14 protein-coding genes, 1 pseudogene and 1 riboswitch are annotated in these 15,665 nt (G+C 68.9%); of the genes and pseudogenes, 8 read left to right on the top strand and 7 right to left on the bottom strand.

Features of this window, described 5'->3' with window-relative positions; genetic code table 11:
* Positions 1-140 precede the first annotated feature (140 nt).
* Both MVF96_RS19720 and MVF96_RS19715 read left to right on the top strand, forming a co-directional pair.
* Positions 141-1,178 carry an Lrp/AsnC family transcriptional regulator gene (locus tag MVF96_RS19720; protein ID WP_247450141.1) on the top strand — a complete coding sequence of 346 codons (1,038 nt, stop codon included), beginning with the start codon at positions 141-143 and terminating at the stop codon, positions 1,176-1,178.
* A gap of 26 nt (positions 1,179-1,204) precedes the next feature.
* Positions 1,205-2,518 (top strand): annotated as a pseudogene (locus tag MVF96_RS19715) (ClC family H(+)/Cl(-) exchange transporter); the annotation flags it as partial.
* 321 nt (positions 2,519-2,839) lie between these two features.
* On the opposite strand, the gene MVF96_RS19710 reads toward MVF96_RS19715, so the two are convergent.
* The 3 genes from MVF96_RS19710 to MVF96_RS19700 are packed head-to-tail and all read right to left on the bottom strand — an operon-like array spanning position 2,840 to position 5,849.
* Positions 2,840-3,679: an ABC transporter ATP-binding protein gene (locus MVF96_RS19710; protein ID WP_247450139.1), complete on the bottom strand. Its 840-nt coding sequence runs from the start codon at positions 3,677-3,679 to the stop codon at positions 2,840-2,842.
* Complete coding sequence (locus tag MVF96_RS19705; RefSeq protein WP_165629647.1) at positions 3,676-4,809, bottom strand: FecCD family ABC transporter permease; 1,134 nt, start codon at positions 4,807-4,809, stop codon at positions 3,676-3,678. Before MVF96_RS19705 ends, MVF96_RS19710 begins: the two co-directional genes overlap by 4 nt.
* Positions 4,806-5,849 carry a FecCD family ABC transporter permease gene (locus MVF96_RS19700; protein WP_247450137.1) on the bottom strand — a complete coding sequence of 348 codons (1,044 nt, stop codon included), beginning with the start codon at positions 5,847-5,849 and terminating at the stop codon, positions 4,806-4,808. The genes MVF96_RS19705 and MVF96_RS19700 overlap by 4 nt, the downstream gene beginning before the upstream one ends.
* Before the next feature lie 269 nt (positions 5,850-6,118).
* Between MVF96_RS19700 and MVF96_RS19695 the strand changes: the two genes are divergently transcribed.
* The gene (locus MVF96_RS19695; protein WP_247450136.1) at positions 6,119-6,625 is read left to right on the top strand and encodes a hypothetical protein; all 507 of its coding nucleotides are present in this window, start codon (positions 6,119-6,121) and stop codon (positions 6,623-6,625) included.
* 205 nt (positions 6,626-6,830) lie between these two features.
* Here MVF96_RS19695 and MVF96_RS19690 read toward each other — a convergent pair whose 3' ends face one another.
* Together MVF96_RS19690 and MVF96_RS19685 are read right to left on the bottom strand one after the other, a co-directional pair.
* Positions 6,831-8,228: an FAD-dependent oxidoreductase gene (locus MVF96_RS19690; RefSeq protein WP_247450135.1), complete on the bottom strand. Its 1,398-nt coding sequence runs from the start codon at positions 8,226-8,228 to the stop codon at positions 6,831-6,833.
* Between the two features lie 180 nt (positions 8,229-8,408).
* Positions 8,409-9,434 (bottom strand): ABC transporter substrate-binding protein, encoded by a 1,026-nt coding sequence (locus MVF96_RS19685; protein ID WP_165629650.1) that lies wholly within the window; start codon positions 9,432-9,434, stop codon positions 8,409-8,411.
* Positions 9,435-9,603: 169 nt separating this feature from the next.
* Between MVF96_RS19685 and MVF96_RS19680 the strand changes: the two genes are divergently transcribed.
* From MVF96_RS19680 to MVF96_RS19670, 3 genes are read left to right on the top strand one after another with little or no spacing between them, the layout of a single operon-like run.
* The gene (locus MVF96_RS19680; RefSeq protein WP_065629636.1) at positions 9,604-10,074 is read left to right on the top strand and encodes an Rv0361 family membrane protein; all 471 of its coding nucleotides are present in this window, start codon (positions 9,604-9,606) and stop codon (positions 10,072-10,074) included.
* Positions 10,071-10,484, top strand: coding sequence for a rhodanese-like domain-containing protein (locus MVF96_RS19675; RefSeq protein ID WP_165629651.1), 414 nt, complete (start codon positions 10,071-10,073; stop codon positions 10,482-10,484). The genes MVF96_RS19680 and MVF96_RS19675 overlap by 4 nt, the downstream gene beginning before the upstream one ends.
* Positions 10,481-11,698, top strand: a complete 1,218-nt coding sequence (locus MVF96_RS19670; protein ID WP_247450133.1) for an O-succinylhomoserine sulfhydrylase — start codon at positions 10,481-10,483, stop codon at positions 11,696-11,698. The genes MVF96_RS19675 and MVF96_RS19670 overlap by 4 nt, the downstream gene beginning before the upstream one ends.
* Positions 11,699-11,781: 83 nt before the next feature.
* Here the strand turns inward: MVF96_RS19670 and MVF96_RS19665 are convergent, their stop codons facing one another.
* Both MVF96_RS19665 and MVF96_RS19660 read right to left on the bottom strand, forming a co-directional pair.
* A complete protein-coding gene (locus MVF96_RS19665) occupies positions 11,782-12,726 on the bottom strand; it encodes an ERCC4 domain-containing protein (RefSeq protein WP_058249882.1) in 945 nt (314 codons plus the stop codon).
* 50 nt (positions 12,727-12,776) lie between these two features.
* The gene (locus tag MVF96_RS19660; RefSeq protein WP_247452144.1) at positions 12,777-13,853 is read right to left on the bottom strand and encodes an isochorismate synthase; all 1,077 of its coding nucleotides are present in this window, start codon (positions 13,851-13,853) and stop codon (positions 12,777-12,779) included.
* 107 nt (positions 13,854-13,960) lie between these two features.
* Positions 13,961-14,074, top strand: a riboswitch (SAM riboswitch).
* A gap of 19 nt (positions 14,075-14,093) precedes the next feature.
* Between MVF96_RS19660 and MVF96_RS19655 the strand changes: the two genes are divergently transcribed.
* Together MVF96_RS19655 and MVF96_RS19650 are read left to right on the top strand one after the other, a co-directional pair.
* The gene (locus tag MVF96_RS19655; protein ID WP_247450132.1) at positions 14,094-15,020 is read left to right on the top strand and encodes an aminotransferase class V-fold PLP-dependent enzyme; all 927 of its coding nucleotides are present in this window, start codon (positions 14,094-14,096) and stop codon (positions 15,018-15,020) included.
* On the top strand, positions 15,017-15,499 hold the full coding sequence (locus MVF96_RS19650) for a hypothetical protein (RefSeq protein WP_247450131.1): 483 nt from the start codon (positions 15,017-15,019) through the stop codon (positions 15,497-15,499). The genes MVF96_RS19655 and MVF96_RS19650 overlap by 4 nt, the downstream gene beginning before the upstream one ends.
* Positions 15,500-15,665: the final 166 nt, after the last annotated feature.

Genomic DNA, 15,665 nt, shown 5'->3' with positions numbered 1-15,665 from the left:
TCGCTTTCGCAGGTCGATGAAGGGTCGCCGAACGGCGCAGGAGTTCATTGTCTGGTCCGCGTCTACGAAACCACGCACAGATCCCGAGTGCCGGTATCGATACTGCACTGTGGGTCGCGCGGCGATACACTTCCTCCACCATGGACGACATCGACGGCACGATCCTCCGTGCGCTGCAGGTGTCGCCGCGTGCGACGTTCCGCCAGCTGGGTGAGGTGGCCGGGATCTCGGAGCAGACCGCGGCGCGCCGCTACCAGGCGATGCGGCGGGCCGGCGTGATGAAGGTCGTCGGGATCATCAAGCCGTCCGTCCGCGGCCAGTCGGAGTGGGTGGCGCGGGTGCGGTGCCGTCCGGACCGGCTGGAACCGCTCGCGTCCTCGCTCGCCCGCCGACGTGATGTCGCCTTCGCGTATGTCGCGTCCGGTGGTGCGGAGATCATCTGTCTCATCCGGGCGCCGCTCGGCATGGCCGGTGAGGAGGCCATCGCCAAGACGTTCCCCGCCCGAGCCTCGGTGACCGACGTCCGCATCGATCTCGTCCTGCACGCCTTCGATCCCGGTCACCCCGCGTCGAGGTGGACCGGATTCGGTGGCCACCTCTCTGATCGGGACCGCGACCTCCTCGCTTCCGCTGCGGCTGCCGTGGTCGACGACATGCCGGAGGACTCCGAGCAGGACGATCCGTCGTCGGATGCCCCGGCGGGTGGCGCGCGGTTGACGGCCGACGATGCCGTGCTGATCGACGCGCTGACCCAGGACGGTCGGCGAGCGCACCGCGAACTGGCTCGGATCTGCGGATGGACGGTCGGACGAGTGCGCCGCCGGCTGCGCACGCTCGAGCGCGGGGGTGCGCTCTTCTACGACGTCGAGATCCTCCCCGACCGGCTCGGCTTCGACCTGAGCGCCACGCTGTGGTTGACGGTGACCCCCTCGGCTCTCGATCAGGTGGGCACCGAACTCGCGGCTCACGACGAGGTGGCGTTCGCGGCGGCGATCAGCGGCGAGTGGAACCTCATGGTGTCGGTGATCTGCCGGGACACCGCGCATTTCCACGAGTATCTGCGCACCCGGGTCGCCGCAATCGGCGGCGTCACTGGATACTCGGTCAGCATCCGGATGCGCCGGCTGAAGCAGAACGCCTCGCTTGTGGTGCAGGGGCGGTTGATTCAGCCGGTGTGATACCCGCGGCAGGGTAGCGTCCACGTGTGATCTCGCCACAGCGTGCCGACCGCGGCCTGGTGCGGTTGTGTCTGCTGGCGGTCATCGCCGGTCTGGTGACCGGCGTACTCGGTGGAGCCTTCCGCTGGTGCCTGAACCACCTGGACCGCTGGCGGGTCGAGATGCTCGACTGGTCGGCGGGACTCGGTGTCCCCGGGTGGCTCGTCCCGATCGCGGTCACCGCTACCGGTGCGGCGCTCGGCGCGCTCGCCGTCCGGCTGGTGCCGACCGCGGCGGGAAGCGGTATCCAACACGTGGAGGCCGTCGAGCGCGGGGAGGCGTCTCCGGCGCCCCTGCGCCTCATCCCGGCCAAGTTCGTCGGCGCTCTCGCCGCGATCGGTTCCGGACTCGTGCTGGGCCGCGAAGGCCCGACGGTGCACATGGGTTCGGTCGTCGGTGCGGAGACCGGCCGGCGCGGCGGTCTCGACGACGCCGACGTCCGGGTGATGCAGACGTCACTCAGCGGCGCCGGACTCGCGGTGGCGTTCACGGCTCCGATCGGCGGCGCGCTCTTCGCACTCGAGGAGGTCGGCCGCTCGGTCCGGTTGCGTCTCGTGGTGCCGACGGTGTTCGCGGTGGTGGCCGCCGTCGCCGCCGGACGGGTCATCCTGGGAGACCGCCCGGAGTTCGACGTGCCCTCGCTCGACGTGCCGTCGGTGACGGTGCTGCCCGTCTTCGTGGTCTTCGGTCTCGTCTCCGGACTCATCGGGATCGCCTACAGCCGAATGGTTCTCGGCACCCTCGGCTGGGTCGGTCGATTCTCGCGGGTGCCGCCGATCGGTCGTGCCGCCCTCATCGGCGCGGCGATCGGTGCGCTTCTCGCCCTCGACGCTCGCACCGCGGGCGGCGGGGACGGCCTCACCCAGGCGGTCGTCGACGGCGGTGTCGTACTCCCCGCACTCGTCGCGCTCTTCCTCGTCCGGTTCGTCGCGGGTCCGCTCTCCTATGCCGCGGGCACGCCGGGTGGCCTGTTCGCACCGCTGCTCGCGCTCGGCGCCCTGTGGGGTGCCGCCTTCGCCGAGGTCGCCGACATCATTGTGCAACAACCGGATTCAGGTGCGTCGGGATTCCGGGGCGCGATGATCCTCGCCGGGATGGCGGCGCTGTTCGGCGCGGTCGTCCGGGCCCCGCTCACCGGGATGGTCGTCGTGATGGAGATGACCGCGACGACCACGGTCGCCCTCCCCATGCTGGCCGCGACGGCCGCCGCGGTGCTCGTCGCCCATCTGTCCGGGTCGCCGCCGGTCTACGACTCTCTTCGCGAGCGGATGCTCGCGAAACCGGCTGGACGAGAAGAGCCTCCCCCGCTCCCTGAGGAGCGAGCTTGCGAGCTGCCGCCCATGCTCCCTAATCCGGAAGAGCCACACACCCACTGGTCCCTGAGGTGCGAGGAGCGTAAGCCGCCGGGCCGAGCACGCGACGAAGGAGCGCGTCGAGGTCGACGAGCCACGAAGGGCCTGGTGAGACACGTTGCGAAGCCCTTCGTGGCTCGCTTCGCTCGCACCTCAGGGAGCAGGGAGCAGGGAGCGGGGAGCGGGGAGCAGGGAGCGGGGAGCGGGGAGCGGGGAGCGGGGAGCAGGGAGCAGGGAGCAGGGAGCAGGGAGCAGGGGCCGCGCTTCGGATCAGAGCGCGGTGGGGGTAGCGCGGGTCCGGGAGTCCAGCGGCACGATGAGCGGGCCACCGGTGATCGGATCGGTCATGACGTGCGCCCGGAGGCCGAACGCCGCGTCGAGGGTCTCGGCGTCGATGACCTCGGTGGGCGAGCCGGTGGTGACGATGGCTCCGTTGCGCATGACGAACAGCGAATCGCTGTAGCGCGCAGCCAGATTGAGGTCGTGCAGCACCATGACGACGGTCTTGCCGTGCTCGTCGCGGAGCCGGCGGACCAGGTCGAGGACGTCGATGGAGTGCGCGAGGTCGAGGTAGGTGGTGGGCTCGTCGAGCAGGATGAGGTCGGTGTCCTGTGCGAGCGTCAGCGCGATCCAGACCCGTTGCCGCTGACCGCCGGACAGGGCGTCGAGGGTGCGGTCGGCGAGGTCGAGGGTGTCGGTCATCTCCATCGCCAGCGCCACTGCCGCCTCGTCGGCCGCGCTGGCCTGCGCGAACCAGCGCTGGTGCGGATGACGTCCCCGCCCCACCAGATCGGCGACGGTGAGCCCTTCGGGCGCGATGGGATTCTGCGGCAGGATCGCCAGGGTGCGGGCGACCTGTTTGGGCCGGACCGAGGAGATGTCGTCGCCGTCGAGGTAGACCGCACCGGCCCGGGGTGGCAACAGCCGTGCGAGACAACGCAACAGTGTCGACTTGCCGCATCCGTTGGAACCGATGATCGTCGTGACCTGACCGTCGGGGATGTCGATGTCGAGGCAGTCGATGACGATCCGCTCGTCGTAGCCGACGGTCAGTCCGACGCCCCGCAATCGGGCGGTGGTGGCGGGGGTTTCGAGGGATGACGCGGTCATACGCTCGCCTTTCGGGACATGACGATCATCAGGTAGATCAGGAACGGGCCGCCGATCGCCGCGGTGACGATGCCGACCGGGAGGCCGCCCGGCAGAACCGTACGCACCAGCAGGTCGCCGCCCAGTACCAACGACGCACCGATGACACCGGACACGAGCGGCGTGGGCACGGCGGTACCGGCCAGCCGCAGCGCGATCTGTGGGGCCAGCAGCGCGACGAAGGCGATGGGCCCGGCCGCGGACACGCTCAGCGCGCTCACCAGGACCGCGGTCAGGAGCAGCGTCGTCGACACCGCGCCGGTCCGGACTCCGAGTCCGCGGGCGAGATCGGGTCCGAGGCTGAGCATTCCGATCTGGCGGGCCAGGACGACCACCACGATGATGCTCGCGACGACACCGGCGGCGACCGGCCACACGTTGGACCAGCCGACGTTGGACACCGACCCGACGATCCACACCTGCGCACGAGCCACATCCCGGATGTCGGCGCGCGAGAGGAGGAACTGGGTGAGCGCCTGCAGCAACCACGTCATCCCGACGCCGATCAGCACGAGCCGGAACGGGTTGATGCCGCTGTTGGCCTTGCGACCCGGCCAGGCGAGGACGTACATCGCGACCGCGGTGAGCAACCCGCCGATCATCGCCGCCGCCGGGACGCCGAGATCGCCCAGCCAGGCACCCCAGCTGGTGGTCGAGAACGCGATGGCGGTCACCGCCGCCACGCTCGCGCCGGCGGTGATGCCGAGCATGTCCGGTGTGGCCAGGGGATTCTGGGCGATCAGCTGGGTCATCGAACCCGCAAGGCCCAGACCGAATCCCACGAGCAGGGCGACCAGCGCACGGGGCAGCGCGACGTCGAAGACCACCACGTTCTCGACGCGGGTGCCGCCGCCGAGCAGGATGCGGGCGACGTCGACGGGGGTCAGCGGGAAGTCGCTGACACCGACGCTCGTGAGGAACAGGACGACCGTGACGGCCGTGGACACGACCGCGACGGTGAGCATCCGTGGTCGCACCACCATCGACAGCGGTTCGACGGCGATCCGATAACCGCCGGGGTGCGGTGCGATCCGGCCCTTCGTCGTGGTTCCGGACGTGATGTCGGTCTTGATGGAGGTCGGCGGATTCACACGGTCCCCAATCTCTGTCGGCGGACCATGACGATGAGGAAGGGTGCGCCCACCAGTGCCAGCATGACGCCGACCTGCACTTCGCCGGGACGGGCGACGATCCGGCCGAGGATGTCGCATCCGACGAGCAGGATGGCGCCCAGCAGAGCGGAATACGGGATGATCCACCGATAGTCGGCGCCCACGAAGGCGCGGGCGATATGCGGTACGACCAGGCCCAGGAACACGATCGGCCCGCACGCCGCGGTCGCCGCGCCGATGAGCAGCGTGATGGTCAGGACGCCGAGGGCGCGGATGAGCACGACACGGGAACCGAGGGCCTTGGTCATGTCGTCGCCCAGGCTCAGGACGTTCAGGAAGAAGCCGCTCGCCAGCGCGAGGACGAGGCCCACCGTGATGAACGGCAGGCTCGCCCAGAACACGTCGATGCCCCGACCCGCGGTGGAGCCGACGCTCCAGAAGCGCCACTGGTCCAGCGAATTGGTGTCGACGAGCACGATCGCGGACGTGATGGCGGTCAGCATCGCGGTCAGGCCGGTGCCGGCGAGGACCAGGGTCAGTGGGCTCGAGCCGCTCAGCGACGACAGTCCGAACACCACGGTGGCGGCGATGATCGCCCCGACGAGACCAAAGAACATGAACGCGATCGGACTGGTGATGCCCAGCAGGTAGATGCCGCCGACGACCGCGCAGGCGGCACCCGCGTTGACGCCGAGCATGCCGGGATCGGCGATCGGGTTGCGGGTGTGGCCCTGGCTGATGGCACCGGCCGCGCCGATCGCGAGTCCGGCGGCGAGGCCGAGCAGAGTGCGCGGCACGCGCAGATCCCACACGATGCCGTCGACATCGGAATCCTTGGGCACCTGCGGCATCCGTAGGTTGATCAGCGCGTTCCAGATCTCTTCGACACCAGCGGTGAAGCTGGGCCAGATCTCGTCGACCGGGACCGGTCGGGTGCCGAAGAGAACCGACGCGACGACCAGCGCTGCGAGGACCGCCAGGAGCAGCGGGATTCCGAGAAGTCGGAGGGATCGGCGCACGAAGGTAAACCTTACCAACCTTCTTCGACGCGGCGTCGCGCGCAGCGTCGAGCGCCTCGGCGGGTGTCGTTCGTATAACGAATTGCCGACGAAACCTGAGGGATCGCTGTGCGCGCGGTAACACTTCGCTCAGGCTGGGTCGATAGTCCCGGTGTCGGTGGGCATCTCGGGCCGACCGCAGCAAGACCGGTCGTCGGTGGGGTGGCGTGAACCGCTCCCACGACGGCGACGTCGGGAAACACAGTGTCGCCTACGAACGAGGAGGATCGATGAAATCGCTGAAACGGGCTCTCACAGGGGTTCTGGTCGCTGCAGGAATCGCCGGTGGATCGCTGGTGGGTGCCGCGCCGGCACAGGCCGCTGTTCCCAACCTCCAGATGACGGGCGGGGTCTACTGCCAGTTCGCAGCCCCTGGCACGCCGTGGAATCAGGCGTGGAGCATGACCCGGTTCATGCGCGTCACCGCGCGTGACGGCGATTTCCGTAACGTCACGCTGCAGGAGATCAACGGCGCGACGAAGTTCAAGTCGCTGCTGAAGAAGAACGAGTCGCTCACGATCAAGACCACCTGGTTCGGCTGCTTCCCGTCCTCCATCGCCGGGTACGCCATCTCGGACTACGCCGAGAACCTGACTGACAACGCCGGTTTCTGGTGGAACGTCCGGCGCGTCGACAACCCGTTGGACCGATTCGGCACCGGCTCCTCCGCCTCGGCGGCGGCCCTGACCGGCGGTGGCACCGACGTCGCGGGCGTCCCCGCGATTCCCGGTCGCTGACCTCATCCGACGACAGTTGAGAGTGCCTCACAACTGAACCATTCGCGCCGGGCGGCGTGCGGGGAGGACGCCCCCGCACCCGCCGGGCGCATGCGAAAGAGCGGCGACCGAGAGAACTCGGCCGCCGCTCTTATGGCTTCGACAGGCTCAGCCGGCGGGGGTGGACTCAGCCGACGGGGGTGGACTCAGCCGGCGGGAAGCGGGGTCATGCGGACGGGCGCGACACCTTGTCCGGCTCCGATGCGGCGAGCATGTCTTCGCGTTCGACGACTTTGACGCGTTCGCGGCCTTCGGCGGCGCCGAGGGCGCGTTCGTGTTCGTCGAGGCGGTACCAGCCGTCCCAGGTGGTGAAGGGGATGTTCTTGGACTCGAGGAGTTCGACGATGGCGTCCTCGCCGGGGTGGGCCGGGTCGAGCAGGGTGCCGGCTGCCATGTCTTTGAGGATGCAGTCGACGGTTTCGTTGGCGTCGCCCTTGGTGTGGCCGATGAGGCCGACGGGGCCGCGTTTGACCCAGCCGGTGGTGTAGATACCGGTGAGCTGCTGTCCTTCGTCGAAGACGCGTCCGGCTTCGTTGGGGATGACCCCGGCCTGGGAGTCGAACGGGATCTGCGGCAGGTTGTCCGAGAGATACCCGACCGCACGGTAGACCGCGCCGACCTCCCAGTCGGTGGTCTTGCCGGTGGGCTTGACGTTGCCGGTGCCGTCGAGCTGGGTGCGTTCGGTGCGCAGACCGACGACCTTGCCGTCGGCGCCGAGGATTTCGGTGGGGCTTTCGAAGAAGTGCAGGAACAGCTTGTGGATCGCGCCCTGCTTGGGTTCGCGGATCGCGTAGTTCTCGATGATCGTGGCGACCTGGTCGGTGATCTTCGACCCGCGGCGGGCGACGGCCGATCCCTCGTCGTAGTCGATGTCCTCGGGGTTGACGATGACCTCGATGTTGGGGGAGTGGTCGAGTTCCTTCAGTTCCAGCGGGGTGAACTTCGCCTGGGCGGGACCGCGGCGGCCGAACACGTGGACCTCGACGGCCTTGTTGGCCTTGAGTCCCTCGTAGACGTTGGCCGGGATCTCGGTGGGCAGCAGTTCGTCGCCGGTCTTGGCGAGCACGCGGGCGACGTCGAGGGCGACGTTGCCGACGCCGATGACCGCGACCTTCTCGGCCTCGAGGGGCCAGGTGCGGGGGAAGTCGGGGTGGCCGTCGTACCAGGCGACGAACTGGGCGGCGCCGTAGCTGCCGTCGAGGTCGATGCCGGGGATGTCGAGGTCGCGGTCGTCGGTGGCGCCGGTGGAGAAGATCACCGCGTCGTAGTGGGCGCGTAGTTCGTCGATGGTGATGTCGGTGCCGTAGTCGACGTTGCCGAGCAGGCGGACCTGGGGCTTGTCGAGGACCTTGTGCAGGGCGGTGATGATGCCCTTGATGCGCGGGTGGTCGGGTGCGACGCCGTACCGGATCAGACCGAACGGAGCGGGCATGCGCTCATACAGATCGATGCTGACCCCGCGGTCCTTGGCGGTGTCGGACTTCATCAACGCGTCGGCGGCGTAGATCCCGGCGGGACCGGCACCGACGATCGCAACCCGCAGCGGGCGGCTGTTGTCGCTCATGGAGTAGGTGTCTTCCGTTGCTCAGCACGCGAGGACAAGCAAATCTCGGTGACCCCCAGGTCCGCGCGTATGGATAAGGCCTATCCCTTCTACGGTAGGCGCTTGCTGTCCCCGACCAAAATCCGTCTGTGAGGTAACCCTCACTCGGCGGGTGCGTGGTGTCCGGCGGGTTCGGGCCCGCTACGCCTTGCCGGCGGCCGCGGCGATCGGTCCGACGGCCTGCTCGGCGACCCACGGGATCGTCAGGACCGTCGGCACCGACATCGCGCTGCCGACCTCCTGGGGCAGATAGACCACGCGGCCCGACTGCGCGACCGCCAGCCGGTTGAACGCCGCGTTGGACTTGAGCCGGTCGTTGGAACCCTGCCAGTCGACGGCGACGACGACGTCGGCCGAGTCCAGCAGGTTCAGGCTCTCGGCCGGCAGGTCACCGTAGAAACCGCTGGTCACCGAAGGTTGCAGCGCGGGCGGGAAGGTGAGTCCGTAACCGGTGAGGGTCTGTCCGCGCCCGTCGCCGGGGCCGTAGATCGACACGCCGCCGGTGGGGCTGGCGGTGACCACGACCGCCGTCTTCCCGGCCAGCTGCGGGTTCTGCTCCCGCACGTTCGCGAGGAACTGCTCGGTCTCGGTCACCTTGCGATCGGCGAGTTCGGGCAGTCCGACGGCGGTACCGATCTGGCGGGTCTGCGCGTCCCACGGCACCTGCCACGGCTGGAACTGGGCGGGCCGCAGGATCGTCGGGGCGGTCTTGCTCAGCAGATCGAACTGGTCGCGGGTGGGATCGGCGCCGACGGCGGTGATGAGGTCGGGCTCGGTGGCCAGCGCCTTGGGGATCTCATCGCCGAACGCGCCGGACGCGTTCGGCAGCACCACCGGGTCGGAGTCCGCAAGGAGTTCGGCGTTCCACGGCGCCGACGCCTGGTCGGGGTCGGCGAACGGGGCGATCGTGGTGGGGGTGACACCGAGTGCGAGGAGGGTGTCGCCGTCACCCACGCCCATCGCGGCGACGCGCTTGGGTGCCTGGTCGACGGTCGCGGGGGCGTAGGCCTGCTGCACGGTGACCGGGATCGCGCCGGCCTCGGGCGCGGGGACGTGGGCCGTGCCGGAGTCGACCGTCTCGTCCGGCGGCGAACACGAGGTCACCACCAGGGCTGCCGCGAGCAGCCCGACGAGAAGGATGAGTGAACGGTGGGTGGAAGCGCGCATCCGGGTCCTCGCTGGTCGTTGCGGTCGGCGACGTCGTTCGCCGGGAACTTAGGGCCACCTTACGCAGGACGTGTTCGATGTCGACGTCGTTCGGCGCTCCGCCCGGTGCGTCCGGGGTCCGGCGACGCCGGCCTCAACCGCCGCCGGGACGCTCGATAGACTGCCCGCCATGGCCGAAGCTGCAGGTGAGGGCGACCAGAAGCCCCCGTCGTGGAAGAACGCCTGGCCGTTCTTCGTCGCGGCCGGCGTCGTGGGACTCGTGGTGCTCGGCGTCGTGCTGTCGAATGTGACCCGTCCGGCCGAGGACCGGGCCGGCGACTCGGCTCAGGTCCAGTACGCGATCAACGACATCTACACCGCGCGCAACGGTCCGAACTTCGGCGAATACCGGGCGAACACCTGCGCGGCCGACGTCGAGGCGGCCGACTTCGTCTCCGAGGAACAGTTCCTCGCCGACAACCGGGAGTCGCTGCTCGCCAACGGTCACATCGAGATCCCGGAGATCACCGAGCTGGTGGTCGACGGTGACCGGGCGACCGCGAAGGTTCATTGGCACTATGACAAGACCCCCGATGATGTGAACGTCGTGGACACGATCGTGGTGCGCGAGAACGGCGAGTGGAAGGTGTGTTCCTCATGAGCTATGCCGGTGACCTGACCCCGCGCGAGGCGTGGGAGAAGCTCGAGAACAACCCGGATGCGGTGCTGGTCGACTGTCGCACGCGGGCGGAGTGGTCGTTCGTCGGCGTGCCCGACCTCGAGGTCCTGGGCAAGCGCGCGATCTTCGCCGAGTGGACCACCTTCCCCGAGGGGCGTCGCAACGACGACTTCGTGGCACAGCTGCGTGATTCCGGTGTCTCCGACGACCAGGAGGTCATCTTCATCTGCCGTTCGGGGCACCGGTCGATCGGCGCTGCGGAAGCCGCGACCGCCGACGGTATCGCGAAGGCATACAACGTGATCGACGGGTTCGAAGGCGCCCTCGACGAGAACGACCACCGCGGGACGTCGGGCTGGCGTGCCGAGAACCTGCCGTGGAGGCAATCGTGAGTTCTGATCTGCCCGTCAGTCGTGAACTGCCTGAAGGGCTCTCGGCTGACACGATCGCGGTGCGCGGCGGGCTGGCGCGTTCGGGTTTCCACGAGACGGCCGAGGCGCTCTATCTCACGAGCGGTTACGTCTACGACTCCGCGGAGGCCGCCGAGCGAGCCTTCACCGGCGAGGACGAACGATTCGTCTACTCGCGCTACGGAAATCCGACCGTCGAGATGTTCCAGGAGCGGTTGCGCCGGCTCGAGGGTGCGGAGGCGTGTTTCGCCACCGCGAGCGGCATGGCCGCGGTGTTCGTCGCGCTCGGTGCACTGTTGAAGGCCGGCGACCGTCTCGTCGCCGCCCGCAGCCTGTTCGGTTCCTGCTTCGTGGTCTGCAACGAGATCCTCCCGCGCTGGGGGATCGAGACCGAGTTCGTCGACGGTGATGACCTCGAGCAGTGGGAGCGGGCCCTGTCCAAGCCCACCGACGCGGTGTTCTTCGAGACACCGTCGAACCCGATGCAGAGCCTCGTCGACGTCGTGAAGGTGTCCGAGATGGCGCACGCCGCGGGCGCACAGGTGGTGCTGGACAACGTCTTCGCCACCCCGCTGCTGCAGCGGGGTCTCGAACTCGGCGCCGACGTCATCGTCTACTCGGGCACCAAACACATCGACGGCCAGGGGCGCGTCATGGGTGGCGCGGTACTCGGGACCAAGGAGTACGTCGACGGACCGGTGCAGCAACTCATGCGACATACCGGTCCCGCGTTGAGCGCGTTCAACGCCTGGACCCTCGTGAAGGGGCTGGAGACGATGCGTCTGCGCGTCGACGCCTCGGTGTCGTCGGCGCTGCGGATCGCCGAGTTCCTCGAGAGCGATCCGCGCGTGCGCTGGGTCAAATACCCCTTCCTGCAGTCACACCCGCAGTACGACTTGGCGAAATCGCAGATGTCCGGCGGCGGCACGGTGGTGACCTTCGAGCTCAACGATCACGACGGCATCGACGGCAAGAAGCGCGCCTTCGAGGTCCTCAACGGCCTGCGGATCGTCGACATCTCCAACAATCTCGGAGATTCGAAGTCGCTGATCACGCATCCGGCGACCACCACTCATCGTGCGATGGGTCCCGAGGGACGCGCGGCGATCGGTCTGAGTGACTCGGTGGTGCGGCTGTCGGTCGGCCTCGAAGGGGTCGACGACCTGTTGGGCGACCTGGACCACGCGCTGGGCTGAGGGTACGCGCTGACGTATTCCGTTGCGGCACAGCGCGAATCCGCCTCGGTGAGCGGGGCCGAGTCCCCGGAGGGTGGTGCCATTCAGTCGTTCCGGCGATCCCAGGCCGCTCGCACCGTACTCGGGATCCGTCCCTTGGAGGGCACCTCGATCCCTTGGGCGCGAGCCCACGCCCTGATCTCCGACGGTGTCGCCGGTGGACCGTGCAGGCCCTGCACGATGGGCTCGCTGCCGACGGTGAGCCGCCATTCGTGTAGCGCGGCACCGAGCCAGCGGTAGGTCCATTCCTCGGCGAGTTTGCGGTTGTCGCAAAAGACGATCGGCACGGTCGGAAACCGGACCTGCGCCTCGGCGACCGCCTCGGCCAGCGCGGCGCCGCTGACGTATTCGCGCGTGAACACCTTGCTGTATGAGGCTTCGACGACCACCGCGGCGCGTCGGAGTCCCGCGAGACCTGCCAACTGGTAGGTGAGAGTTCCCTTCATGAGACCGTTGCCGAGGTCGTCGATCGACTTGCGTTCGACGGCGGCGACCACCTGGTCGTCCTCGACGATCGCGTAATCGCCGGCATCGAGGCGGTGTCGAGTGGTGGTCGCCTGTTGATGACCGAAGGAGTAGGCGTACTTCTCGCCTGTGTCGACGACGATCTCGAGCGCCTGGCCGTGTGCCCGAGCCTTGGGAAGCGTGACGTTTGGACGCGCCTGCTTGGTGGTTTTGCGCGTCTGCCAGAAGATCATCTCGCGTCCGCGAGCCCGCGTGACGACGAACTGTGACCGATTCTCGCGAGCGCGGTCGAGCACCAGATCGATCGCCGCCCCGCGCCGCGTCACCGACCGAACCGGAAGACGTTCGACGATCTGCGGTGTGGTCGGCCATTCGTCGGCGCGATGACAATAGACCTTGCTGGTTCGCGGCCAGGTCTCCCTCACCTTCAAGACGATCCCGTCACTGCCGAGCGGAATCCGGACCAGAAAGGGCAGTGAGGAGCCCTGTTCCGGATTTCGGGCGATGATCAGGTCGTCGGGCATCATCGACGAGCGTAACGGGCGAAGATCGCGCGCGTCCGCAATTGATCCGCTCAGTCGAGTGCGGCGATGCCCAACGCGTTCAGGACCGTCCGCAGCTTGAACGCCGTCTCCTCGAGTTCGCCCTGCGGGTCGGAGTGTTCGACGATACCGCCGCCGGCCCACGTCCGGAGGCTGCGACGATCGGCCTCGAGTTCGAGGCACCGGATGGTGACCATCCACTCCCCGTCGCCGGCGGCGTCGCACCAGCCGACCGCCCCCGCATAGAAGCCGCGCTCACCCTCGACCTCGCGGATGATCTGCGCAGCAACATCACTCGGCGTGCCGCAGACCGCCGGGGTGGGGCCGAGCAGGAGTGCGAGATCGAGCGCAGTGGTCGCCGGGTCCCGAAGCCGCGCGCGGATCGGGGTGGCCAGATGCCAGACCTCCCCGGTCGACTGCAATTGCGGGGTCGACGGCGCGTCGACGTCGTCGCAGAGGTGTCCCAGCCGGTCTCGCAGGTGGTCGACGACGAAGGCGTGCTCGGCGAGATCCTTCGCCGAGGAGAACAATCCGTCGGCAGCGGCGCGGTCGACGACCGGGTCGGGTGACCGCGGCGCCGATCCCGCGTACGGGTGGCAGGTGACGACGGAGCCCGACTTGCGCAGCAGCACTTCGGGACTCGCGCCCAACAGCCACGAACCCGAGCCGGTGGCCGCGCCGAGATCGACACCGAATGCGTTGTGTCCGGCATTGCCGCCCGCCAATGCGTCGAGGAGTTGCCGAGGCTCGACCTCGGCGTCGAGCACGATGTCGACGCTGCGGGCGAGTACGACCTTGCCGACGTCGCCGGCGACGATCCGCTTCACCGCGTGTGCGACACGTTCGCGGTGCTCGTCGGCCGTGGGGTGCAGGGTCGTCGACACCGGGGTGCGCGTCAGCGGTGGTGTGCCTGCCAGCGGCGCCGCGTCGACGTGCAGGACTTCGGGCACCACCAGCGCGGCGGGGTCGGCGAGGTCGAAGGGGATCGCGCCGGTCAGACCGTCGACGGTCCCGGCGCGCAGGGCGGCCGAGGCGGCGTCGACGTCGGTGAACGCACGGACCGCGCCCGTGCCCCGCACGGTGCCGTGCGGGCGGGACAACACGAACACATCAGTCGCTGACACCCCTGACACGCTACAGGTAAGTGTGCCCTAACTTCCGATCACGTTGAGTGAAAATTGACACGTCCGCGCGAGATCGACGACCCTTGGTCGTAGGTCATGAGTGCCAGTGACAAGCCCCGGCTCGCTGGTCGGCAACCCTCCTTCGCGGTGGGGTGCTCCGGGTGACGACCCGGCCGCGTACCGACCGGACGCGGCAAGCGCGAATTGTCTGAGGAGTTTCCTGCCGTGACCGCTGTCCTGTCCGCACCCGCCGGTCGCCTGTCGCCCGCAGTCGACGTCCGCTTCGACGCCGCCCGGGAATCGGTGCGGCAGTTCGTCCGTGCGCGGGTCGACGACACCGTCGTCTTCACCCGCGATGCCGCCGTTGCCCTCGACCTCGCGGCGCGCATCACTCCCGGCGACGTCGTCGTCCTCGACATCGGGCAGGGCGCCGACCTGCTGCGGTGGTGCGCACCACGGCAGGGGCGCGACCGGGCGCGCTTCGTCCCGGCCTGCGAGACCATCGAGGACACCTTGGTCGCGCTGGAGACCGAGCTCGCCTCGGCGCCGGCATCGCTCTTGCTCGTGACCGCGGTATCGGACATCACCGGCGAGGTGCTGCCGATCGGCCGGCTCGCCTCGCTCGCGCACCGGTCCGGGGCCCGCATCCTGGTCGACGCCGCGCAACTCGTCGGGCACCGGCCCGTCTCCGTCGTCAGCCACGGCATCGACTACGTCGCGTTCGGTGAACCAGGTCGTAGGACGGATGGCCCCGGCGTCCTGATCGGTCGTCGTGACTGGTTCGACGCCGCCGATGTCGACGCCTCGCCGGACGCCGACGGCGTTCCCGGGGCGATCGCGGTCGCCGAGGCGTGTCGGGTGCTCGCCGATCTCGGACCCGAGACGATCGGGCTGCACGAACGCCGCCTCGCCGAACGTCTCGACGCCGGCCTGGCCGCGATCGGCGGCTTCACGCCGCTGCGGATCTTCACCGATTCCACCGACCGCGCGGGAGTCGCGGGCTACACCGTCGACGGCCTCGCACCGCCGGCCGACACGGTGCGCGCGAGTTTCGGAGCGGGCACCACCGTCGACGACATCGACCGGATTCTCGATGCATTCCGGGCGCGAACCGACCAGACCGACCGAACTCGACCAGGGGTGAATAGATGACCATCGAACTCGACGCACGTGCTGACCGCGGCACCGTGATCGCCGCACCGACTGCCACCCCGACGGCCCCGATCAGCATCGGACGTCCGGGATTCCAGATCGCGCTCGCGGGAGACGATCTCGCACAGACGTTTCCGATCGTCGTGCGGCGGGAGACCCTCCGCGAGGCGCAGCGCGCCCGCTCCCTGCTCCGGGCCGGCAGCCACGATCAGGCCAAGTTCGTGGTCGCACTCGAGGTGGAGGTGGCTGTCGCGCCGGACGCCGCGTCGGCGCGCACGGCCGCTGCTGCGGCGGTGAACGCGTCGTCGGAGACGAGTTCGGGGACCATCCGCTACATCGGGACGACACACGGACTGATCACGCTGGTCCGCGACATCTACGCAGCCGAGGTCGCCGACGCCGTGATCCTCATCCCGATCGACGGCGCGGCCACCGAACGCCGCATCCGCGAACAGATCCTGCCGGTGCTCGCCGAGTAGCGGTACCGCGTGGCCTGACCCACTGCTGGTTGAGCCGGCACCGAGCGTAGCCGCCGGGCCGAGCAAGCGACGAAGGAGCGCGTCGAGGTCGAGGCGCCGAGTCGAAGCCACCTGGTGACCAGACGACACCGCCGGCACCATCTCGAATGATGGTGCCGGCGGTCTC

Source organism: Gordonia hongkongensis, from assembly GCF_023078355.1.
Classification (GTDB): Bacteria; Actinomycetota; Actinomycetes; order Mycobacteriales; family Mycobacteriaceae; genus Gordonia; species Gordonia hongkongensis.
Note: the sequence above shows the minus strand (reverse complement) of the source record. Positions and strands in the feature narration are given on the sequence as shown.

Bases quoted from the DNA above. Each gene is read 5' to 3' on its own strand.
- MVF96_RS19675 (WP_165629651.1), top strand. From the start codon at position 10,071: ATGAGCTATGCCGGTGACCTGACCCCGCGCGAGGCGTGGGAGAAGCTC.
- MVF96_RS19665 (WP_058249882.1), bottom strand. From the start codon at position 12,726: ATGCCCGACGACCTGATCATCGCCCGAAATCCGGAACAGGGCTCCTCA.
- MVF96_RS19695 (WP_247450136.1), top strand. From the start codon at position 6,119: ATGAAATCGCTGAAACGGGCTCTCACAGGGGTTCTGGTCGCTGCAGGA.
- MVF96_RS19680 (WP_065629636.1), top strand. From the start codon at position 9,604: ATGGCCGAAGCTGCAGGTGAGGGCGACCAGAAGCCCCCGTCGTGGAAG.
- MVF96_RS19720 (WP_247450141.1), top strand. From the start codon at position 141: ATGGACGACATCGACGGCACGATCCTCCGTGCGCTGCAGGTGTCGCCG.
- MVF96_RS19650 (WP_247450131.1), top strand. From the start codon at position 15,017: ATGACCATCGAACTCGACGCACGTGCTGACCGCGGCACCGTGATCGCC.
- MVF96_RS19685 (WP_165629650.1), bottom strand. From the start codon at position 9,434: ATGCGCGCTTCCACCCACCGTTCACTCATCCTTCTCGTCGGGCTGCTC.
- MVF96_RS19690 (WP_247450135.1), bottom strand. From the start codon at position 8,228: ATGAGCGACAACAGCCGCCCGCTGCGGGTTGCGATCGTCGGTGCCGGT.
- MVF96_RS19710 (WP_247450139.1), bottom strand. From the start codon at position 3,679: ATGACCGCGTCATCCCTCGAAACCCCCGCCACCACCGCCCGATTGCGG.